Source organism: Streptomyces sp. NPDC047981, assembly GCF_040653315.1.
Taxonomy (GTDB): Bacteria; Actinomycetota; Actinomycetes; order Streptomycetales; family Streptomycetaceae; genus Streptomyces.
In genome coordinates, this window is record NZ_JBEZNQ010000002.1 from 91,926 (window position 1) to 112,595 (window position 20,670).

At 71.8% G+C, this 20,670-nt stretch carries 18 protein-coding genes; 2 read left to right on the forward strand and 16 right to left on the reverse strand.

Annotation, left to right across the window (positions count from 1 at the left end):
* Positions 1 to 39: 39 nt before the first annotated feature.
* The 7 genes from gatA to AB0E14_RS02340 all read right to left on the reverse strand — a co-directional run bounded on the left by gatA (position 40) and on the right by AB0E14_RS02340 (position 8,846).
* Positions 40 to 1,539 (reverse strand): Asp-tRNA(Asn)/Glu-tRNA(Gln) amidotransferase subunit GatA, encoded by a 1,500-nt coding sequence (gene gatA / locus AB0E14_RS02310; RefSeq protein WP_362410551.1) that lies wholly within the window; start codon positions 1,537 to 1,539, stop codon positions 40 to 42.
* A 4-nt stretch (positions 1,540 to 1,543) separates the two neighbouring features.
* Positions 1,544 to 1,840: an Asp-tRNA(Asn)/Glu-tRNA(Gln) amidotransferase subunit GatC gene (gene gatC / locus AB0E14_RS02315; RefSeq protein WP_015036350.1), complete on the reverse strand. Its 297-nt coding sequence runs from the start codon at positions 1,838 to 1,840 to the stop codon at positions 1,544 to 1,546.
* Between the two features lie 96 nt (positions 1,841 to 1,936).
* Positions 1,937 to 4,078, reverse strand: coding sequence for a bifunctional diguanylate cyclase/phosphodiesterase (locus AB0E14_RS02320; RefSeq protein ID WP_362410554.1), 2,142 nt, complete (start codon positions 4,076 to 4,078; stop codon positions 1,937 to 1,939).
* A gap of 274 nt (positions 4,079 to 4,352) precedes the next feature.
* The gene (ligA, locus tag AB0E14_RS02325) at positions 4,353 to 6,566 is read right to left on the reverse strand and encodes an NAD-dependent DNA ligase LigA (RefSeq protein WP_362410557.1); all 2,214 of its coding nucleotides are present in this window, start codon (positions 6,564 to 6,566) and stop codon (positions 4,353 to 4,355) included.
* Entirely contained in the window at positions 6,566 to 7,588 is a 1,023-nt protein-coding gene (locus AB0E14_RS02330) for a methionine synthase (protein ID WP_362410560.1), read from the reverse strand. Before AB0E14_RS02330 ends, ligA begins: the two co-directional genes overlap by 1 nt.
* Positions 7,589 to 7,601: 13 nt before the next feature.
* The gene (locus AB0E14_RS02335; protein ID WP_362410564.1) at positions 7,602 to 8,291 is read right to left on the reverse strand and encodes an SDR family oxidoreductase; all 690 of its coding nucleotides are present in this window, start codon (positions 8,289 to 8,291) and stop codon (positions 7,602 to 7,604) included.
* 15 nt (positions 8,292 to 8,306) lie between these two features.
* Complete coding sequence (locus tag AB0E14_RS02340; protein ID WP_362410567.1) at positions 8,307 to 8,846, reverse strand: TIGR00730 family Rossman fold protein; 540 nt, start codon at positions 8,844 to 8,846, stop codon at positions 8,307 to 8,309.
* 114 nt (positions 8,847 to 8,960) lie between these two features.
* Between AB0E14_RS02340 and AB0E14_RS02345 the strand changes: the two genes are divergently transcribed.
* The gene (locus tag AB0E14_RS02345) at positions 8,961 to 9,545 is read left to right on the forward strand and encodes an alpha/beta hydrolase (RefSeq protein WP_362410570.1); all 585 of its coding nucleotides are present in this window, start codon (positions 8,961 to 8,963) and stop codon (positions 9,543 to 9,545) included.
* A gap of 40 nt (positions 9,546 to 9,585) precedes the next feature.
* Here AB0E14_RS02345 and mnmA read toward each other — a convergent pair whose 3' ends face one another.
* Positions 9,586 to 10,734 (reverse strand): tRNA 2-thiouridine(34) synthase MnmA, encoded by a 1,149-nt coding sequence (gene mnmA / locus AB0E14_RS02350; protein WP_362410573.1) that lies wholly within the window; start codon positions 10,732 to 10,734, stop codon positions 9,586 to 9,588.
* A 60-nt stretch (positions 10,735 to 10,794) separates the two neighbouring features.
* Between mnmA and AB0E14_RS02355 the strand changes: the two genes are divergently transcribed.
* On the forward strand, positions 10,795 to 11,472 hold the full coding sequence (locus AB0E14_RS02355; protein WP_362410576.1) for an N-acetylmuramoyl-L-alanine amidase: 678 nt from the start codon (positions 10,795 to 10,797) through the stop codon (positions 11,470 to 11,472).
* A gap of 21 nt (positions 11,473 to 11,493) precedes the next feature.
* On the opposite strand, the gene AB0E14_RS02360 is transcribed toward AB0E14_RS02355, so the two are convergent.
* The 8 genes from AB0E14_RS02360 to AB0E14_RS02395 all read right to left on the reverse strand — a co-directional run bounded on the left by AB0E14_RS02360 (position 11,494) and on the right by AB0E14_RS02395 (position 20,661).
* Positions 11,494 to 12,657 carry a cysteine desulfurase family protein gene (locus AB0E14_RS02360; protein WP_362410579.1) on the reverse strand — a complete coding sequence of 388 codons (1,164 nt, stop codon included), beginning with the start codon at positions 12,655 to 12,657 and terminating at the stop codon, positions 11,494 to 11,496.
* 12 nt (positions 12,658 to 12,669) lie between these two features.
* Positions 12,670 to 13,803, reverse strand: a complete 1,134-nt coding sequence (locus AB0E14_RS02365) for a WYL domain-containing protein (RefSeq protein WP_362410582.1) — start codon at positions 13,801 to 13,803, stop codon at positions 12,670 to 12,672.
* A 41-nt stretch (positions 13,804 to 13,844) separates the two neighbouring features.
* Positions 13,845 to 14,702, reverse strand: coding sequence for a thioesterase family protein (locus AB0E14_RS02370; RefSeq protein ID WP_362410585.1), 858 nt, complete (start codon positions 14,700 to 14,702; stop codon positions 13,845 to 13,847).
* Positions 14,703 to 14,728: 26 nt separating this feature from the next.
* Entirely contained in the window at positions 14,729 to 15,406 is a 678-nt protein-coding gene (locus AB0E14_RS02375; RefSeq protein WP_362410589.1) for a trimeric intracellular cation channel family protein, read from the reverse strand.
* Positions 15,407 to 15,549: 143 nt separating this feature from the next.
* Entirely contained in the window at positions 15,550 to 16,674 is a 1,125-nt protein-coding gene (locus AB0E14_RS02380; RefSeq protein WP_362410593.1) for a dipeptide ABC transporter ATP-binding protein, read from the reverse strand.
* Positions 16,671 to 17,774 carry an ABC transporter ATP-binding protein gene (locus AB0E14_RS02385; protein WP_362410596.1) on the reverse strand — a complete coding sequence of 368 codons (1,104 nt, stop codon included), beginning with the start codon at positions 17,772 to 17,774 and terminating at the stop codon, positions 16,671 to 16,673. The genes AB0E14_RS02380 and AB0E14_RS02385 overlap by 4 nt, the downstream gene beginning before the upstream one ends.
* A complete protein-coding gene (locus AB0E14_RS02390) occupies positions 17,771 to 18,769 on the reverse strand; it encodes an ABC transporter permease (protein ID WP_362410599.1) in 999 nt (332 codons plus the stop codon). The genes AB0E14_RS02385 and AB0E14_RS02390 overlap by 4 nt, the downstream gene beginning before the upstream one ends.
* 125 nt (positions 18,770 to 18,894) lie before the next feature.
* Positions 18,895 to 20,661, reverse strand: coding sequence for an ABC transporter substrate-binding protein (locus tag AB0E14_RS02395; protein WP_362410850.1), 1,767 nt, complete (start codon positions 20,659 to 20,661; stop codon positions 18,895 to 18,897).
* Positions 20,662 to 20,670: the final 9 nt, after the last annotated feature.

A 20,670-nucleotide genomic window follows, 5' to 3' on the forward strand; every position in this document is an offset into this window, starting at 1 on the left:
ACTTCTTGAAGCCCTTGGCCTTCTGCAGTGCACTGGTACTCACAGCGACGGAGCCTCCTCAAGCAGTGGGTGACCCCACTTTTCCACGAAGGCGGCCTCGACGGCGGCGCCGACCTTGTACAGCCGGTCGTCCTTCATGGCGGGGGCGATGATCTGCAGGCCGACCGGCAGGCCGTCCTCCGGCGCGAGGCCGCAGGGCAGCGACATGGCGGCGTTGCCCGCCAGGTTGGTCGGAATGGTGCACAGGTCCGCGAGGTACATCGCCATCGGGTCGTCGGCGCGCTCGCCGATCGGGAAGGCGGTGGTCGGGGTCGTCGGGGAGACGATCACGTCCACCTGCTCGAAGGCCTGCTCGAACTCGCGGGTGATGAGCGTACGGACCTTCTGCGCCGAGCCGTAGTACGCGTCGTAGTAGCCGGAGCTGAGCGCGTACGTGCCGAGGATGATGCGGCGCTTGACCTCGTCGCCGAAGCCGGCCTCACGGGTGAGGGCGGTGACGTCCTCGGCCGACCTCGTGCCGTCGTCGCCGACCCGCAGGCCGTAGCGCATGGCGTCGAAGCGGGCCAGGTTGGACGAGCACTCGGACGGCGCGATCAGGTAGTACGCCGACAGGGCGAGGTCGAAGGTCGGGCAGTCCAGCTCGACGATCTCGGCGCCCAGCTCCTTGAGGAGCTCGACGGACTCGTCGAAGCGCTGCACGACACCGGCCTGGTAGCCCTCGCCGCGGAACTGCTTGACGACACCGACGCGCATGCCGGCGACGGAGCCGTTGCGGGCGGCCTCGACGACCGGCGGGACCGGGGCGTCGATGGAGGTCGAGTCGAGCGGGTCGTGCCCGGCGATGGCCTCGTGCAGCAGGGCCGCGTCCAGGACCGTACGGGCACAGGGGCCGCCCTGGTCGAGGGAGGAGGAGAAGGCCACCATGCCGAAGCGGGAGACGCCGCCGTAGGTCGGCTTGACGCCGACCGTGCCGGTGACGGCGGCGGGCTGGCGGATCGAGCCACCGGTGTCCGTGCCGATGGCGAGCGGGGCCTCGTACGCGGCGAGGGCGGCCGAGGAGCCGCCGCCGGAGCCGCCGGGGATCCGGGTGAGGTCCCAGGGGTTGCCGGTGGGGCCGTAGGCGCTGTTCTCGGTGGAGGACCCCATGGCGAACTCGTCCATGTTGGTCTTGCCGAGGATGACGACGTCGGCGGCCTTCAGGTTCTTGACCAGGGTCGCGTCGTACGGCGGGATCCAGCCTTCGAGGATCTTCGAGCCCACGGTCGTCGGCATGCCGGACGTGGTGAAGATGTCCTTCAGCGCGAGGGGGACGCCGGCCAGCGGGCCGAGCTTCTCGCCCTTGGCGCGCTTCTCGTCCACGGCGCGGGCCTGCGCGAGGGCGCCCTCACGGTCGACGTGCAGGAAGGCGTGGACCTTCTCGTCGACGGCCTCGATGCGGGCGAGGTGGGCCTCGGTCACCTCGACGGCGGTCAGCTCGCCGGAGGCGATCTTCGCGGCGATCTCGGCGGCCGTGAGCTTGATGATGGTGCTGTCCGTCATGTGATTAGTCCTCCCCCAGGATCTGCGGCACCTTGAAACGCTGCTGCTCCTGGGCCGGGGCGCCGGAGAGCGCCTGCTCGGGGGTGAGCGACGGACGGACCTCGTCCGCGCGCATGACGTTGGTCAGCGGCAGCGGGTGGGAGGTCGGCGGTACGTCTTGGTCGGCGACCTCGGAGACGCGGGCGACCGCGCCGATGATGTCGTCGAGCTGACCGGCGAAGTGATCGAGCTCTTCGCCCTTCAGCTCCAGACGCGCCAGCCGTGCGAGGTGGGCGACCTCCTCGCGCGTGATGCCAGGCATGCGATCCTCACGGGGTGAGTTTGATGGTGTTGGCCCAATCCTATGGGGCCCGCACCGCCACCCGTGAAACGGTTCGTCCGCTGCACTCGCGCGGGGCTACTGCACCACCTGGCCCGAGGGGTGGTCGACGTCCACGGCCGAGGCCGTCTCGGCGGCCTGCAGCGCGGCCTCCTCGGAGGGCCGGCGCCAGCCGTGCTCGCCCCGGGCGCGCAGCCAGGCGGTGGTCTCGGCGGGCGGCATCGCGGCGGCGACCAGCCAGCCCTGGACGGCGTCGCAGCCCAGGTCGCGCAGCCGCTCCCAGGTCTCGTCGTCCTCGACGCCCTCGGCGACGACGAGCAGACCGAGGGAGTGGGCCAGGTCGAGGGTGCAGCGGACGATCTCGGCGTCCTCCGCGTCGACCGCGAGCCGGGCGACGAAGGAGCGGTCGATCTTCAGCTCGCTCACCGGGAGGCGGCGCAGGTGGACGAGGGAGGAGTAGCCGGTGCCGAAGTCGTCCAGGGACATCTTCACGCCGTGGCCGGTCAGGCCCGCCATGGTGTCGGCGGCGCGCTGCGGGTCCTCCAGGAGCACGTGCTCCGTTATCTCCAGCTGGAGCGCGCCGGCCGGGACGCCGTGCCGGGCGAGCCGGGCGGCGACGGCGCCCGCGAAGCCGGGGGTGTGGACGTCGCGGGGCGAGACGTTGACGGCCACAGGAACGTTCAACCCCTGGGCCCGCCAGCGGGCCACCTGCGCGAGCGCGGTCTCCAGGACGTACTCGGTGAGGTGCGGCATGAGGCCGGAGGACTCGGCGATGGCGATGAACTCGTCCGGCGGCACCTTGCCGCGCTCCGGGTGCACCCAGCGGACCAGGGCCTCCAGGCCCGCGACCTGTCCGTCGAAGCGGACCTTGGGCTGGTAGTGCAGTTCGACCTCGCCGGCGTCCAGGGCGCGGCGCAGGTCGCCGAGGAGACCGAGCCGGTCGGGGGTGTTGGAGTCGCGCTTGGACTCGTACACCTCCACGCCCGTGCGGTCCCGCTTCGCCTGGTACATCGCGACGTCGGCGCGGCGCAGGAGCCCCTCCGCGTCGAGCGCGTGGTCGGGGAAGACGGCGACGCCCGCGCTGGCCTCCAGGACGAGGGTGAGGCCGTCGAGGTCGAGCGGCGAGGAGAGCTCGGCGACCAGGTGGCGGGCGACGCGCTGGGCGCTGGTGGTGGAGTCGGCGGTGGGGAGCAGGACGGCGAACTCGTCGCCGCCGAGGCGGGCGGCCTCCGCTCCGCGCGGCAGGGCGAGCTTCAGCCGCTCGGCGATCTGCAGGAGCAGCCGGTCACCGGCGAGGTGCCCGAGGGTGTCGTTGACCGACCGGAACCGGTCGAGGTCGATCAGGACGAGCGCGGAGCGGGCGCCCTCGCCCTCGGCCTGCTCCAGGGCGGTCCAGGCCCGCTCCAGGAGCCACTGCCGGTTCGGCAGGCCGGTGAGCGGGTCGCGCAGCTGCTCCTCGGCGCGGGCGCGGGCTATCCAGAGCGTGGAGTCCAGGGCGATGAGCGGGACGGCGAAGAGCGGAAGGAGCAGTGGCTGGGAGACGGCGACGACGCAGATCAGCGGGGCGATGCCGAGCAGCGCGACGGCGACGAGGCCTTGGCGGAGCAGGGCGGTGCGGGCGACCGTCGGCAGCCCGCCGCCCTGCGGCGAGAGGACGTACCAGAGGAGCAGCCGGGTCACTACGAGGTAGGTGCCGGCGGCCAGCGCGACCTCCGGGATGTCGGAGATCCCCCAGTCCGGGGGCTGCCAGGGGTCCTCGACGGTCGGTACGTCTCCGAAGGCGGCGAGGACGAGGGCGGCGGCGCCGACGCCGAGGACGTCCACGGAGCCGTGCAGGAGGCCCTGGCGCCAGCGGTGGCGGCGGGCGGCGCCGACGAGCACGACAACGGCCATGGAGACGAGTCCGGCGGGCACCCAGCCGTAGAGGAGCAGGACGGCGAGGGTGAGGGCGGCGCCGGAGCCGGTGCCGCCCCACCAGCGGTCCCGGCCGAGGGCGACCAGGTGTCCGACGATCAGCCCGGTGAGGACGGCGAGGGACCAGCCCTCGGCTCCCCCGGGGAAGAGTCCGTGTCCCGTGCTCACGGCCCGGTAGATCCCGGTCGCGAGCACGACGGCGGCGAGGCCGACCACGGCGCCGGGAAGCCCGGAGGTGATCGCCACGCAGGCGGCGCGGCCGCGCGCCCGCGAGTGCGGGGCGGCGGCACTCTCGGTCGGTTTCATTCCGTCCCTCTCACAGCCGGCGGTGCCGTCGCAACGCGGTGGGCCGTTGTCATGCCGCCGCGACCGGCTGAGCCCACTCGGCCGCGCGCGACAGACGCACGGTCTCAACACTAGGCCGCGGAGGGCTCCGACGGGCAGCGCTCTCCATCTCTTGCCCGAATGCGACCTGCCCACCCGTAACGATCTGGTATGCGCCGAACGAGTGACACTCGTACGACTGGCCTGCGGCTCCGCACCGGCCGCCTCACCGCCCTCCCCCGACCCGCCGGTCGGGCTACGCCTCGGCCGGGACGGCCGCCTCCCGCGCGGCTTCGGGCCCCTGTTCGAGCAGGACGGCGAAGCCCGCCTCGTCCAGAACCGGAACCTTCAGTTGCATCGCCTTGTCGTACTTGGATCCGGGGTTCTCGCCCACGACGACGAAGTCGGTCTTCTTCGAAACGGAACCGGTCACCTTGGCGCCACGGCTCTGCAGGGACTCTTTTGCGCCATCCCTGGTGAAGTTCTGCAGGGTGCCGGTGACGACGACCGTGAGCCCCTCCAGCGGACGCGGCCCCTCGTCCTCGCCCGCGCCCTCCTCCTCCAGCACGACCCCGGCGGCGCGCCACTTGCGCACGATCTCCCGGTGCCACTCCTCAGCGAACCAGTCCTTCACGGCGGTCGCGATGATTCCGCCGACGCCGTCGACGGCGGCCAGCTCCTCCTCGGTCGCCTGCTCGATCCGGTCCAGCGAGCGGAACTCGCGGGCGAGCGCCTGGGCGGCGACCGGGCCCACGTGCCGGATGGAGAGACCGTTGATGAACCGGGCCAGCGGGCGGGTCTTCGCGGCCTCGATGTTGGCCAGCATGGCAAGCGCGTTCTTCTTCGGCTCGCCCTTCTGGTTGGCGAAGACCGTGACGACCTTCTCCTCGCCGGTCTTCGGGTCCCGCTTGGGCAGCCCGCTGTCCGGGTCGAGGACGTACGCCTTGATCGGCAGGAGCTGCTCGATGGTGAGGTCGAAGAGATCGCCCTCGTCGACGAGCGGCGGCTCGGAGGGCTCCAGCGGGCGGGTGAGCGCGGCGGCGGCCACCGAGCCGAAGTTCTCGATGTCCAGGCACTCGCGGCCCGCCAGGTAGAAGAGCCGCTCCCGCAGCTGGGCGGGGCACGTCCGCGCGTTCGGGCAGCGCAGATCGATGTCGCCCTCCTTCATGGCCCGCAGTGGCGTCCCGCACTCGGGGCACTCGGTGGGCATCACGAACTCCCGCTCGGTGCCGTCCCGCAGGTCGGCGACCGGGCCGAGGATCTCCGGGATGACGTCACCGGCCTTGCGCAGCACCACGGTGTCGCCGATGAGCACGCCCTTGGCCTTCACCACCTCCTGGTTGTGGAGGGTGGCGAACTCGACCTCGGAGCCGGCCACCGTGACCGGCTCCACCTGCGCGTACGGAGTGACGCGGCCGGTCCTGCCGACACCGACCTTGATGTCGACGAGCTTGGTGTTGACCTCCTCCGGCGCGTACTTCCAGGCGATCGCCCAGCGCGGGGCGCGCGCGGTGGAGCCGAGCCGGCCCTGGAGCGGGATCTCGTCGAGCTTCACGACGACGCCGTCGATCTCGTGCTCCACGGAGTGCCGGTTCTCGCCGAAGTACGCGATGAACTCCCGTACCTTCTCCAGGGAGTCGACCACCCTGTTGTGCCGGGCGGTCGGCAGGCCCCACTCGCGCAGCAGCTCGTACGCCTCGCTGAGCCGGTCGATGGCGAAGCCGTCCCGGGCACCGATGCCGTGGACGACCATGCGGAGCGGGCGGGTCGCGGTGACCTTCGGGTCCTTCTGGCGCAGCGAACCGGCGGCCGCGTTGCGCGGGTTGGCGAAGGGCTTGTCGCCCGCCTCGACCAGCCGCGCGTTGAGCCCCTCGAAGGCCTCCATCGGGAAGTAGACCTCGCCGCGGATCTCGACCAGGGCGGGGACGCGGTCACCGTGCAGCCGGTCGGGGATGTCGGCGATCGTACGGACGTTGGGCGTGATGTCCTCGCCGGTCCGGCCGTCGCCGCGGGTGGCGGCGCGGGTCAGCCGGCCGTGCTCGTACGTGAGGTTGACCGCGAGGCCGTCGACCTTCAGCTCGCACAGCAGGTGGTAGTCGGGGGTGCCGACGTCACGGGCGATCCGCTCGGCCCAGGCGGCCAGTTCGAGATCGTCGAAGGCGTTGTCGAGGGAGAGCATCCGCTCCCGGTGCTCGACGGAGGTGAACTCCGTTGCGTACTGCCCGGCGACCTTCTGGGTCGGCGAGTCCGGCGTGCGCAGCTCGGGGTACTCGTCCTCCAGCGCCTCCAGGGCGCGCAGGAGCTTGTCGAACTCGCCGTCGCTGATGACCGGCTGGTCCTTCACGTAGTACCGGAAGCGGTGCTCCTCGACCTGCTCGGACAGCTGCCCGTGCTTCTCCCGTGCCTCGGCGGGCAGGGCCCCCTGTTCGACTGCCACCGTTACTCGTCCTCCCGTTGCCTCTGACCCCATCACTCAGGGTTGTCCGCGAGCGATCTCGCCGCCCGGACGCAGTGGGCGAGGGCCGCGCGGGCGTAGGCGGGCGAAGCGCCCGCGAGCCCGCACGTCGGGGTGACCACGACGGACTCGGCGAGAGTCCCCGGATTCAGCCCCAGCCTGCGCCACAGCGTCCTGACACCCATGACGCTACCGCCCGGGTCGGACAATGCCGTGTCGGTGGACGGCACCACGCCCACGAAGAGCTTGGTGCCGGACTCGACGGCCTCGCCGATCGACTCCTCGTCACGCTCGGTGAGCAGCCCGAAGTCGAACGAGACCGCGTCGACGCCGGACCGCCGCAGCAGCGCGAACGGTACGTCGGGGGCGCAGGAGTGGACGGTGACCGGGCCGTCGTGGACCGCGATCACCTCGCGCAGGGCGCTCTCGACGACCTGCCGGTCGACGGCCCGGTGCGTGCGGTAGCCGCTGGCGGTACGGATCTGGCCGCGCAGGACCGCGGTGAGGGAGGGCTCGTCGAGCTGGAGGACGAGCCGCGCGCCGGGGACCCGCTTGCGCAGTTCGGCGAGGTGGGCCGAGAGCCCCTCGGCGAGGGAGCCCGCGAGGTCCCGGCAGGCGCCGGGGTCGCCGAGGGCGGCCTCGCCGCCGCGCAGTTCGAGCGCCGCCGCGAGCGTCCACGGGCCCACGGCCTGGACCTTGAGCGGGCCTTCGTAGCCCTGGGTGAACTCCTCCAGGGCGTCGAGGTCCTCGCCCAGCCAGGAGCGGGCGCGCCGGGTGTCCCGGCCGGGCCGGTCGCTGATCCGCCAGCCGCTGGGCTCCACGTGCGCGTAGAGGTCGACGAGCAGCCCGAGGGTCCGGCCGATCATGTCGGCGCCGGGGCCGCGCGCGGGCAGCTCGGCGAGGAACGGGAAGTCCTCGAAGGTGCCGGTGACGGTCTTGGCGGCCTCCCGGGCGTCGCCGCCGGGCAGGGAGCCGACGCCGGTGGCGGGCCCCCAGGCGAACGCCTCGGTCTCGCTGGTCTCGCTGGTCTCGGTCACTGTTCTCGCGCCCCTACCGTCCCGGACGGACCGTCAGGTCGTTGATCTCCGCGTCGCGCGGGAGGTCGACGGCCGTCAGGATCGTGGTCGCTACCGACTCGGGGTCGATCCACCGGGAGGGGTCGTACTCCTTGCCCTCCTGGGCGTGGACCTTCGCCTGCATCGGGCTCGCGGTGCGGCCGGGGTAGACCGAGGTGACCCGCACCCCGTGGGCGTGCTCCTCGTGGCGCAGGGAGTCGGCGAGCGCCTTCAGACCGTGCTTGGAGGCGGCGTAGGCGCTCCACTCGGCGTGGGCGTTGAGTCCGGCACCGGAGTTCACGAAGACGACATGGCCCTGGGAGACCCGGAGCTGGGGCAGGAAGTGCCGGGTCAGCTCGGCGGGGGCGATCAGGTTGACGTTGAGCTGGTGGCGCCAGGTCTTGGGGGTGAGGTCGCCGACCGGCCCGAGGTCGACGACGCCCGCGATGTGCAGGAGCGTGTCGACGCGCTCGGGCAGACTCTGGTGCGAGAAGGCCCAGGAGAGCCGGTCGGGGTCGGCGAGGTCGCCGACGAGCGTCCGAGCGCCGGGGAACTCGGCGGCGAGTTCCTTGGCCCGACCGGCGTCGCGCGCGTGGAGCACGAGCTCGTCCCCGCGCGCGTGGAGCCTGCGGGCGACCGCCGCGCCGATGCCGGAACCCGCCCCGGTGATCACATGAGTAGCCATGGGGACATGGTCCCATCACCGTGCGGCGGTGGACTCCTCAAGGTAGGCGAGCGCCGACACCCCGTCCTCCGCGAAGAAGACCAGGTCGGCGAGGGGGATCGGGAGGAAGCCCTCCTCCTCCATGCGGTGGAACTGGGCCTTCAGGCCGTCGTAGAACCCGGCCGTGTTCAGCAGGACCACGGGCTTCGTGTGCTTGCCGTGCTTGCGCAGCTCCAGGACCTCGGTGGCCTCGTCGAGGGTGCCGGTGCCGCCGACCATGATCACGACCGCGTCGGACTTGGCCAGAAGCAGGGCCTTGCGCTCGGCGAGGTCCTTGGCGAAGACCATCTCGTCCGCTCCCGGGCGGGCCTTGGCGGCGAGGAAGTCGACGGAGACGCCGACGAGCCTGCCGCCCGCGTCCTGCACGCCGTCCGCGACGACCTTCATCAGTCCCGAGTCGGAGCCGCCCCACACCAGCGCGTGACCCGCCTTGCCGAGCCGCTCGGCGAAGTCGCGGGCGGGGGCGGTGTAGCGCTCGTCGAGGTCGGCGGCGGAGAGGAAGACGCAGATGTTCATGGCGCCCACCGTAACGCCGGCCTCCGCGCCCCTTCCGGAGGCCGGTTCCAAGATTTTCTCGTCATCTCCGCGCCCCACCGATGAGTTCGGCGGACGCGGCCGGTCAGCACTGCCATGGACGAGACGAGCGGCACATCGGGCAGGGTCCGGGGGCGGGTCAGGTCCGCCGACGGGACGCGGATCGCGTACGAGCGGCGGGGCGAGGGGACGCCGGTGATCGTGGTGGGCGGCACCTCGGGCACGGCCGACACCGAGCGGGCGCTGGCCGCCCTGCTGGCCCCGCGCCACGCGGTCGTGACGTACGACCGGCGGGCCGGCGCGGCGCAGGGGGAGGAGATCGACGACCTGGCCGCCCTGGTGCACGAGGTGGGCGGTCACGCCTACGTGCACGGGATCGCGTCCGGCGGGGAGCTGGCGCTCGCGGCGGTGGCCGCCGGGCTGCCGGTGGAGCGGGTCTCGGTCTTCGAGCCGCCGTTCCCCGCCGAGGCGGAAGCGGAGGCGGCCGCGTGCCTCGGACGGGTCCACGCGCGCGTGCTGGTCGTGGACGGCGGGGCGAGCCCGGCACCGACGCGCCGGGCGGCCATGGGCCTCTCGGCGGCGCTCCCCCGGGCCCGCCACCGCACCCTGACGGGCCAGACGCACGAGGTGGCTCCGCACGTCCTCGCGCCGGTCCTGGAGGACTTCTACGAGGAGGAGTGAGCGGTCGCGTCGCCCCGACCGCCTCGGGCGTGCGCCCTGCTCACGCGCTCGCGGGCGTCACCGTGCGCCGTACCGTCGTGGCGATCGTCGCCGAGCCCACCACGCGCGTGTCGTCGTAGAGCACGATCGCCTGCCCCGGCGCCACGCCCCGGACCGGCTCGTCGAAGGTGACCGTCAGCTCGCCGTCCGCGAGGGCCGCCGTGACCGGCGTCTCGCCGCCGTGGGCGCGCAGCTGGGCGGTGTAGCGGCCGGAGCCCTCGGGGGCCGTGCCGCACCAGCGGGGCTTGATCGCGGTCAGGCCGGTGACGTCGAGCGCCTCGACCGGGCCGACGGTGACGGTGTTGTTCACCGGCGAGATGTCGAGGACATAGCGCGGCTTGCCGTCCGGCGCGGGGTGGCCGATCCGCAGGCCCTTGCGCTGGCCGATGGTGAAACCGTACGCGCCCTCGTGGGTGCCGACCTTCTCCCCCGACTCGTCGACGATGTCGCCCTCCGCCTTGCCGAGCCGGGAGGCCAGGAAGCCCTGGGTGTCGCCGTCGGCGATGAAGCAGATGTCGTGGCTGTCGGGCTTCTTCGCGACCGCGAGACCGCGCCGCTCCGCCTCCGCCCGGATCTCGTCCTTGGTGGTGAGGGTGTCGCCCAGCGGGAACATCGCGTGCGCGAGCTGCTTCTCGTCCAGGACACCGAGGACGTACGACTGGTCCTTGGCCATGTCGGAGGCCCGGTGCAGCTCGCGCGTGCCGTCCTCGTTCAGCACGACCGTGGCGTAGTGGCCGGTGCAGACCGCGTCGAAGCCGAGCGCGAGCGCCTTGTCGAGCAGCGCCGCGAACTTGATCTTCTCGTTGCAGCGCAGGCACGGGTTGGGCGTGCGGCCCGCTTCGTACTCCGCGACGAAGTCGTCCACGACGTCCTCGCGGAAGCGCTCGGCGAGGTCCCAGACGTAGAAGGGGATCCCGATGACGTCGGCCGCCCTGCGGGCGTCCCGGGAGTCCTCGATGGTGCAGCAGCCGCGCGCACCGGTACGGAAGGACTGCGGGTTCGCGGAGAGCGCCAGGTGGACGCCGGTGACGTCGTGCCCGGCTTCGGCCGCCCTGGCGGCGGCGACGGCGGAGTCGACACCGCCCGACATGGCGGCAAGGACACGGAGGCGGCGTGCGGGGGTCTCGGTCCGCTGGGAGGTCTCAGTCATAGCCCTACCAGGGTACGGGGCCCGGGAACCGAGGTCGCGTGAGTAAGCGTTGTTCCGGACATGGGGAGCGAGAACAAGAAGCGGGGGGTGGGACGGCGGGCCGTCCTGCTCGGCGGCGGCGCGGCCGTCCTCGGTACGGCGGCGCTGGCGCGCGACGAGCTGGCGCGCCTGTGGTGGCAGCTGCCGGGCACGGAGAAGCCTCGGGTCGAGGGCGAGCTGGACCACAAGGGCGCGGACTGGACGGCGGCGTCCAGGGCGAACTGGCGGCGGGCCGACCGGCCGGCCGACTTCAGGATCGACCGGGTCGTGATCCACGTCGTCCAGGGCAGTTACGCGACCGCCCTGAAGGTCTTCAAGAACCCGGGGCACGGCGCCGCCACGCACTACGTGGTCCGCAAGGACGGCCATGTGGCGCAGATGATCCGCGAGCTCGACGTGGCCTTCCACGCCGGCAGCCGGGACATGAACGAGCGGAGCGTCGGCATCGAGCACGAGGGCTTCGTCGACCGCCCGCAGGACTTCACGCCCGCGATGTACGCCTCCTCGGCGCGCCTCACGGCCGGGATCTGCGCGCGGTACGGCATACCCGTCGACCGGGAGCACATCATCGGGCACGTCGAGGTGCCCGGGACCGACCACACGGACCCCGGCCCGCACTGGGACTGGGACCGGTACATGAAGCTGGTCCGGGAGGCCTCCCGGGCGGCGTCCCAGGAGGCTTCGAAGAAGCCCGCCTGATCCGGACGGTCCGGGTGGGCCTCAGACCAGGCCGGCCGTGCGGGCGCGTTCCACCGCGGGGCCGATGGCCTCGGCGACGGCGGCCACGTCCGCCTCGGTGGAGGTGTGGCCGAGGGTGAAGCGCAGGGTGCCGCGGGCGAGGTCCGGGTCGGTGCCGGTGGCGAGCAGGACGTGGCTGGGCTGGGCGACGCCCGCGGTGCAGGCGGAGCCGGTCGAGCACTCGATGCCCTGGGCGTCGAGGAGCAGGAGCAGGGAGTCGCCCTCGCAGCCGGGGAAGGTGAAGTGCGCGTTGGCGGGGAGCCGGTCGACCGGGTCGCCGCCGAGGATCGCGTCGGGGACGGCGGCGCGGACGGCCGCCACCAGCTGGTCGCGGAGGGCGCCGACCTCGCGCGCGAACTCCTCGCGGTGCTCGGCGGCGAGCCGGCCGGCGACGGCGAACGCGGCGATGGCGGGGGCGTCCAGGGTGCCGGACCGGACGTGGCGCTCCTGGCCGCCGCCGTGCAGCACGGGCACGGGGCTGTACTCCCGGCCGAGGAGCAGCGCGCCGATGCCGTAGGGGCCGCCGATCTTGTGGCCGGAGACGGTCAGGGCGGCGAGCCCGGACTCGGCGAAGTCGACCGGGACCTGACCGAAGGCCTGGACCGCGTCGGAGTGCAGGGGGACGTCGAACTCGCGGGCGACGTCGGCCAGTTCGCGGATCGGCATGATCGTGCCGATCTCGTTGTTCGCCCACATGACGGTGGCCAGGGCGACGGTCTGAGGTTCGCGGGCGATGGCCTCGCGCAGCGCGTCCGGGTGGACGCGGCCGTACCGGTCGACCGGGAGGTATTCGACGGTGGCGCCCTCGTGCGTGGCGAGCCAGTCGACGGCGTCGAGGACGGCGTGGTGCTCGACGGGGCTCGCGAGGACGCGGGTGCGGGCCGGGTCGGCGTCGCGGCGGGCCCAGTACAGGCCCTTGACGGCGAGGTTGTCGGCCTCGGTGCCACCGGAGGTGAAGACGACCTCGCTGGGCCGCGCGCCGAGGGCGGCGGCGAGGGTCTCGCGGGCCTCCTCGACGGTCCGCCGGGCGCGCCGCCCGGCCGCGTGCAGGGAGGAGGCGTTGCCCGTGACGGCGAGCTGGGCGGTCATCGCCTCGATCGCCTCGGGGAGCATCGGCGTGGTCGCGGCGTGGTCGAGGTAAGCCATGGTTTCTCGATTCTACGAGGGCGGTCGCGCGCCTCCGCCGCCCGGCCCGTCCGCGCCGCCGCCGCGCGGCTCCGGGATCGCTTCCGTGATCGCTTCCGTGATCGCCTCCTGGAGCGCCGTCGCCCGTGTCCGCGCACGTGGCTCCACCTGCGCCTCCGGCCCCGCGCCCGCGTCCGCGTCGCGCGCCTCCGGGTAGAGCGCGACGATCTCCGCCGCCGCCCGGGCCAGGAGCGTCCGGATCTCCGGCGGGTCCAGGACCTCCAGGCTGCCGCCCATGGCGAGGAGGGGGCGGGCGTCGCCCGCCCGGTGGAAGGCGAGTTCGACCTCGGTCCACTCCTCGTCCGGGTCCGAACGCTCGGGCGCGGCCGTCAGGCGGTCGCCGTGCAGGCGGACGAAGCGGTCGAGGCGCTCGCGGTGGACCCGGGCCCGGACCAGGATCTCGTCGGGCCGGGTCTCGACGCGGCGGCGGAGCACCTCCCACACGTCGGCCAGCTCGATCCCGTCCCTGCGGCGGACGGGGTCGTCGAGGAGTTCGGCCCGGTGGACGCGGTCGGCGCGGAAGAGCCGGGGCTCGGCGTCCCGGTCGGCCACCAGGTACCAGACGCCCGCCTTCACGACGAGTCCGTAGGGGTCGACCGTGTACGTCTTCGGGGCGGGCGCCCCGCCGCTTCGGTACTGGAGCCGTACCCGCCGGTCGGCGAGGACGGCCCGGTCGAGGACGTCGAGGTCCACGGCCGGCCGGGGTGTGCGCATCCAGCGGTCGGGGTCGACGAGGATCCGTCGGCTCGTCAGTTCGGCGGCGGGCCGGTGGGGTTCGGGGAGGGCGGCCATGACCTTGCGGAGCGCGGAGCCGAGCGCCCGGTCGAGGCCGAGGGCCGCGTGCGCGCCCTGGGCGGCGAGGACGAACAGGGCGCGGGACTCGTCGGCCGTCAGGCCCGTGACGTCGGTGCGGAAGCCGGGGAGCAGGGTGATGCCGCCGTGCCGGCCGCGCTCGGCGTAGACGGGCACGCCGGACGCGGAGAGCGCCTCGACGTCCCGGTAGATGGTGCGTACGGAGACCTCGAGGCGCTCGGCGAGTTCGGTGGCGGGGACCAGGCCCCGGGTCTGGAGGAGCAGGAGGAGGGAGAGGAGCCGGTCGGACTTCACCGGCTCACGGTAGCCGCAGGGCGGACACTCCCCCAGGGGTCCTAACCGCGCGGGGCGCGGGCCAGTTGGCGGGACTGGGCCACCAGGCGGTCGGCGCTGTCCCAGACCTCGGCGTCCTCCTCCAGGAATCCGCCGGCCAGGTTGCGGGTGGTGATGGAGACGCGCAGCGGTCCGGGGGCGGGGCGGCAGCGGACGTGGGTGGTCAGCTCGACGGTCGGGGTCCAGCCCTTGAGGCCCAGCTCGAAGGAGGTCGGCGGGAGCGCGTCGACGGTGAGCAGCAGCGAGAGCGCGTCCGGCTCGCGGCCGTCGGCGAGGGCGAACCAGGCACGCATCTCGCCCTTCCCCGACGGGGCGCCGATGGCCCAGCCGACGGTGGCCGGGTCGAGCTTGAGCGCGAGGCGGTCGGTGATGGCGCTGGAGCCGGGGATCGGCGGCCGGGGGCCGTCGCCGGTGCCGAAGCACTGCTCGATGGGGGCGAAGGCGGGCGGCGTGGCGGTGGTGCGGACCTCGTCGGTGAGCGCGTCGAGGTCTCCGTAGGAGGCGAGGACCCGGATGCGCTCGACCTCGGTGCCGTCCTCCGCGTACTGGAAGAGGGAGGCCGTGCCCGTGGAGAGGGTGCGGCCGGTGCGGACGGTCTCGGTGCGGATCACGGCGGGGCCGGGCACGGACGGCGTGAGGTAGTGCGCCGAGATCGTGAACGGGTCCGGGTGCGGGAGGTGGTCGCCGAGGGCGCGGCCGAGCAGGGCGAGGAGGTAGCCGCCGTTGACGGCGTTGATGATCGTCCAGCCGGCGGAGAGGTCGGCGTCGTAGACGCCGGGGGCGCGGAGGGTGACGGCGGTGTCGCGGTCGAACTCGCTGACCGTCGTCGTCTCCGCGATCGTCTCGATGCTCGTGCTCATGGTTCCGACGGTACAGCAGGAGACTACTAAGCGGTAGCTTTTTCGGGCTCCTCCTCGCGGGCTGCCGACCGCCGGTTCCAGGCGCGGGGCGCACGCCAGTGGTAGCGCATGGCGAGCAGCCGCAGCACGAAGGCCATGAGGACGGCGGCGGCGCTGGTGAACGCGTTGAGGGCGTCGAAGCGGATGCAGAGCACGACGGTCGTGGCGCCGACGATCGCGGGCACGGCGTAGAGGTCGCGGTCCCAGCGGAGCAGGGAGGGGACCTCGTTGGCGAGCACGTCGCGCAGGACACCGCCGCCGACGGCGGTGGCGAGACCGAGGGCGGCGGAGGAGGTGAGGCCGAGGCCGTACTCGTACGCCTTGATGGTGCCGGTGACGGCGAAGAGGCCGAGGCCGGCGGCGTCGAAGACGTTGACCGCGGTCTGGGTGCGCTCGACCTCGGGGTGGAGGAAGAAGACCAGGACGGTGGCGAGGAGCGGCGTGAGGAAGTAGCCGAGATCGGTGAAGGCGGCGGGCGGAACGGCGCCGATGATCAGGTCGCGGAGGAGACCGCCGCCGAGGGCGGTGACCTCGGCGAGGACGGCGATGCCGAAGACGTCGAAGTTCTTGCGGACGGCGAGGAGGGCGCCGGAGATCGCGAAGACGAAGATGCCGACGAGATCCAGGGCGTGCTGGACGTCGGGACTGAACAGATCGTGAACCACGGCGACCATTGTGACGGGTGGGCCGCGGGGCTTCGCCGGGTGCGGGGCGGGGTGGAGTGCGGGGCGGGGTGAGTTCCCCCACCCCGCCCCTTCCCGAAACCCTGACGGGACCGGGGGCTCCGCCCCCGAACCCCCGTCGTGCGTCACGCCTTCTTGTCGTCGCCTTCGGAGGCCTCGACGGCCTCCGGCTCCGCAGCCGGCTCCGGCTCCGGGGCCTGGGGCTTCTTGGTGATCGTGACCTCCACCGACTCCCGCGCCGACGGGACCGTGAGGCCCTCGGCGTTCTCCGGGTGGTGGCAGGCGACGCGCTGGCCCGGGCGGAGCTCCACGAGCGGGGGCTCGGCCGTCTTGCACAGGTCCGTCGCCTTCCAGCACCGGGTGTGGAAGCGGCAGCCCGGCGGCGGGGCGATCGGGGACGGGACGTCGCCGGTGAGCAGGATGCGCTCGCTCTTCGCGCCCTTGCGGCGGGGGTCCGGGATCGGGACCGCCGACATCAGGGCGCGGGTGTACGGGTGCATCGGGGACTCGTACAGCGACTTCCGGTCCGCGAGCTCCACGATCTTGCCGAGGTACATGACCGCGATCCGGTCCGAGACGTGCCGGATCACCGACAGATCGTGGGCGATGATCACGTACGTCAGGCCCAGCTCCTCCTGGAGGTCGTCCAGGAGGTTCACCACCTGCGCCTGGATCGAGACGTCCAGCGCCGAGACCGGCTCGTCCGCCACGACCAGCTTGGGCTTCAGGGCGAGCGCCCGCGCGATGCCGATGCGCTGCCGCTGGCCGCCCGAGAACTCGTGCGGGTAGCGGTTGTAGTGCTCCGGGTTCAGGCCGACCAGGCCGAGGAGGCGCTGGACCTCCTTCTTGATCCCGCCCTCGGGCTCCACGCCCTGGAGCTTGAAGGGCGCCGAGATGATCGAGCCGACCGTGTGCCGCGGGTTCAGCGAACCGTACGGGTCCTGGAAGATCATCTGGATGTCGCGGCGCAGCGGACGCATCTTGGCCACGCCGAGGTGCGAGACGTCCACGCCCTCGAACTCGACCGTGCCGCCCGTCGGTTCGAGCAGCCGGGTGATCAGCCGGCCCATCGTCGACTTGCCGCAGCCCGACTCACCGACGACGCCCAGCGTCTCGCCCGGGTAGACCTCGAAGTCGAGGCCGTCGACCGCCTTGACCGCCCCGACCTGGCGCTGCAGCAGCCCCTTCTTGATCGGGAAGTGCTTGGTCAGGCCGTTGACCCTCAGCAGGGGTTCCGTCTTGTCGCTCACAGCTTCGGCGCAATCTCTTCGGTCCAGATCCGGGTCCGCTCCTCGCGCTCCATGTGGCACGCGGAGAAGTGGCGGGTTCCCGTCTCCTTCAGTTCGGGGCGCTCGGTGCGCGTGATGCCGCCCTTGGGCACGTCCGCGTACGGGCAGCGCGGGTTGAAGGCGCAGCCGCTGGGGACGTTGATCAGGCTGGGCGGGTTGCCCTTGACCGGGATCAGGCGGTCCGTCTGCTCGCGGTCGATCCGCGGCATCGAGCCGAGCAGGCCCCAGGTGTAGGGGTGCTGCGGCTCGTAGAAGACCGACTCGGCCGGTCCGCGCTCCACGCAGCGGCCGCCGTACATCACGAGGATGTCGTCGGCGACCTCGGCGACGACGCCGAGGTCGTGCGTGATGATGACGACCGCCGAGCCGAACTCCTTCTGCAGGTCCCGGATCAGGTCGAGGATCTGCGCCTGGACGGTCACGTCGAGGGCCGTCGTCGGCTCGTCGGCGATGAGCAGCTCGGGGTTGTTGACCAGCGCCATCGCGATCATCGCGCGCTGGCGCATACCGCCGGAGAACTCGTGCGGGTAGTTCGAGAAGCGCTTGGCCGGCTCGGGGATGCCGACCCGGTCGAGGAGTTCGACGGCCCGCTTCTTGGCGGTCTTCTTGTCGACCGGGTGGTGGACCCGGTACGCCTCGGAGATCTGCGCGCCGACCGTGTAGTACGGGTGCATCGCGGACAGCGGGTCCTGGAAGATCATCGCCATGTCGCGGCCGCGCAGCTTGCGGACCTCTTCGGGGTCGGCCGAGAGCAGCTCGCGGCCGTTCAGCCAGATCTCGCCGGAGATGCGTGCCTTCTGCCGGCCGTACTGGCCGACGGTGTGCAGGCCCATGATGCCGAGCGAGGTGACCGACTTGCCGGAGCCGGACTCGCCCACGATGCCGAGGGTCTTGCCCTTCTCCAGCTGGAAGCTGAGCCCGTCGACGGACTTGACCAGGCCGTCGTCGGTCGGGAAGTGGATCTTCAGGTCGCGGACGTCGAGGAAGGCGTCGGACGGGGCGTTCGAGGCCGCGACCGGTTCGCCCAGCGCCGCGCCGGTCTTGGTCAGCTTGTCCGTCATGCGAGCCTCACTCGGGGGTCGATCACCGCGTACAGAAGGTCCACCACGAGGTTGGCGATGACGACGGCGGCCGCGGTGATGAGCGTGACCGCCATGATCAGCGGGAGGTCGCGCTCGGTGACGCCCTTGATCGCCATCTGGCCGAGGCCCTGGAGGTTGAACGCGGTCTCGGTGAGGACCGCGCCGCCGACGAGGGCTCCGAGGTCCATGCCGAAGATGGTCAGGATCGGGGTCATCGTGGAGCGCATGGCGTGCTTGCCGAGCACGACCCGCTCCGGCAGACCCTTGGCCCGCGCCGTACGGATGTAGTCCTCGCCGAGGACCTCCAGCATGGTGGCGCGGGTGAGCCGCGCGTACATCGCCGCGTACAGGAACGCGAGGGTGATCCACGGCAGCAGCAGGCCGCCGAACCAGCCGCCGAAGGACTCGCCGATCGGCGTGTACGAGGCGTTCACCCAGCCCAGCTGGGTGCGGAAGATCAGCATCGCCAGCATGGCGGTGAAGAAGATGGGGAGCGAGACACCGGCGAGTGCGGTGACCATCGCGGCGCGGTCGACGAGGGTGCCCCGCTTGAGCGCGGAGACCACACCGGTCGTGACGCCCATGAGCAGCCACAGCACGGCGGCGCCGAGCACCATGGAGAGCGTCACGGGGAACGCGTCGACCAGCATCGTCGAGACGTCCTGCTCGGTACGGAACGAGTAGCCGAAGCAGGGAGCCTCGCAGTGGATGGTGCTGCCGCCGCCCGTGTAGTCGCGGCCGACGAAGATTCCGGAGACGAAGTGCCAGAACTGCACCAGGATCGGCTCGTCCAGGCCCAGCTTCTGCCGGACACCTTCGATGGCAGCCGGATCCGCCTGCTTGCCGACGAACATCACGGCAGGGTCGCTGCCGGTCATCTTGGGGATGAGGAAGAAGATGCTGAGCGTCGTCAGGGTGACGACCATCAGCATCATGACGACGGCGAACAGCCGTCGGACGAGATATGCAAGCATGCGGTCGGCCGACCGGCGGCCGGGGATCCCGATCAGGTTCCCCGGCCGCCGTGAGCGGCCATCACCTGCCCTTCGGACCTAGCGGCGGGTGGTGCGCCGTTGGAGCGGGTGGATGGGACTCTCGGTTACTTCATGACGCCGAGCGACGCGTAGTCGTAGCGGCCGTTGTAGGCGTCGGCCGTGTAGACGTTGGTGAGTCGCGAGGAGCGCCAGATGATGTTCTTCTCGTGCGTGAAGGGCAGGTACACCGCGGCGTCGGAGACCTTGGTGTTGATCTGCTTGTAGAGCTCGCCGGCCTTGACCGGGTCGGTCTCCTTCAGCGCCTGGTCGAACAGGCCGTTGACGGCCGGGTCGTTCAGCTCGGAGAAGTTGTTGTTACCGCTCTGGAGGATGAAGCGGCCGTCGACCAGCGGCTGCAGGAAGCCCTGGCCCGACGGGAAGTCGGCGCCCCAGCCCATGATGATGATGCCGTAGCCCTTGTCCTTGACGACCTTCGGCGAACCGATGATGCCGGAGGTCTGGGCGCCGTCGAACTGGTCGATCTGGGCGTCGATGCCGACGGCCTTCAGCGACTGCTGGAGGGACTCGGCGGTCGCGATCTCGATCTTCTTGTTGTTGCGGACCGCGATCGTGGTCTTGAAGCCGTTCGGCTTGCCGCACTTGGCCAGGGCCTCCTTGGCCTTGGCGACGTCGGCCTTGCCGGCCAGCTTGCCGTACGGGTCGGCCTTCGGGTCGGCACCCTTGATCGCCGGCGGCAGCATGTTGGAGGCGATGTCGCCACCGGCCTGCGGGCCACCACGGGCGGTCTGCAGGGACTTGGAGTCGGCCGCGTAGATGATCGCCTTGCGGCACTCGACGTTGTCGATGACCGTCTGCGGGAAGACCGCGTAGCGGATGAAGCCGGTCTGCGGGTTGTCCGCGTTCTCCTTGTGCTGCTGGAGCACCTTGGCGCGGGCCGCGGCGCCGACACCGGTGGCGTTGAGGTCGAGGTCGTACTCGCCCTCGATCAGCCGGTTGTCCATGTCGTCCGCGTTCGTGGTGAACTTGACGCTGATCTTGTCCGGCAGGGCCTTGCGGACGGTGTCCGTCTTGGCGTCCCACTTGTCGTTGCGGACGAGCAGCATCGACTTGTTCGGGGTGTACGACTGCCACTTGTACGGGCCGGAGGAGAAGGGCTTCAGGCCGTACTGGGCCTTGGTGTCCTTGTCCTGGCGGACCGGGGAGGCGGCGGGCATGGCCAGCATCTGCAGGAAGTCACCGTTGGCGACCGGCAGCTTGAAGATGATGGTCTTGTCGTCCGGGGTCTCGATCGCCTTCAGGCCGAGCTTGTCCGGGGTGGTGTCCTTGTAGGGACCCTTGTACTCGCCCTTGGGGTCGAGGACCTGCTGCAGGTAGATCGGACCGCCGGAGATGACGTCCTGCGCCCAGATGCGCTCGATGCCGTACTTGATGTCCTTGGAGGTGATCGGCTTGCCGTCCTCCCAGGCGACCCCGTCCTTCAGCGTGAAGGTGTAGGTCAGACCGTCGGCCGAGACCTTGCCGGCGTCGGTGGCGAGGTCGGGGACCAGCTCGGTGGAGGCGGCGCCCGGCTCGGCCTTGAAGGTGACCAGCTGACGCGTGTAGTAGCGGGCGAAGTCCCACACGAAGCCGTAGTAACCGCGCTGCGGGTCCCACGAGTCGGCCTCCTGCGAGCCGATGAACTTCAGCTCGCCGCCCTTCTTGTCGGAGGCGTTGGCGACCTTGTTCACCGCGGCGTTGAAGCCGGGGGCGCCGGTCTTGCCCTTGCCGTTGTCGCCGGTGCCGCCGCCACACGCCGTGGTGACGACCATCGTGGCGGCGGCGAGCAGCGCGCCGGCGGCGATTCTGCGCCGCGAAGAGCTGTTCAGAGTCATGGTCACGCA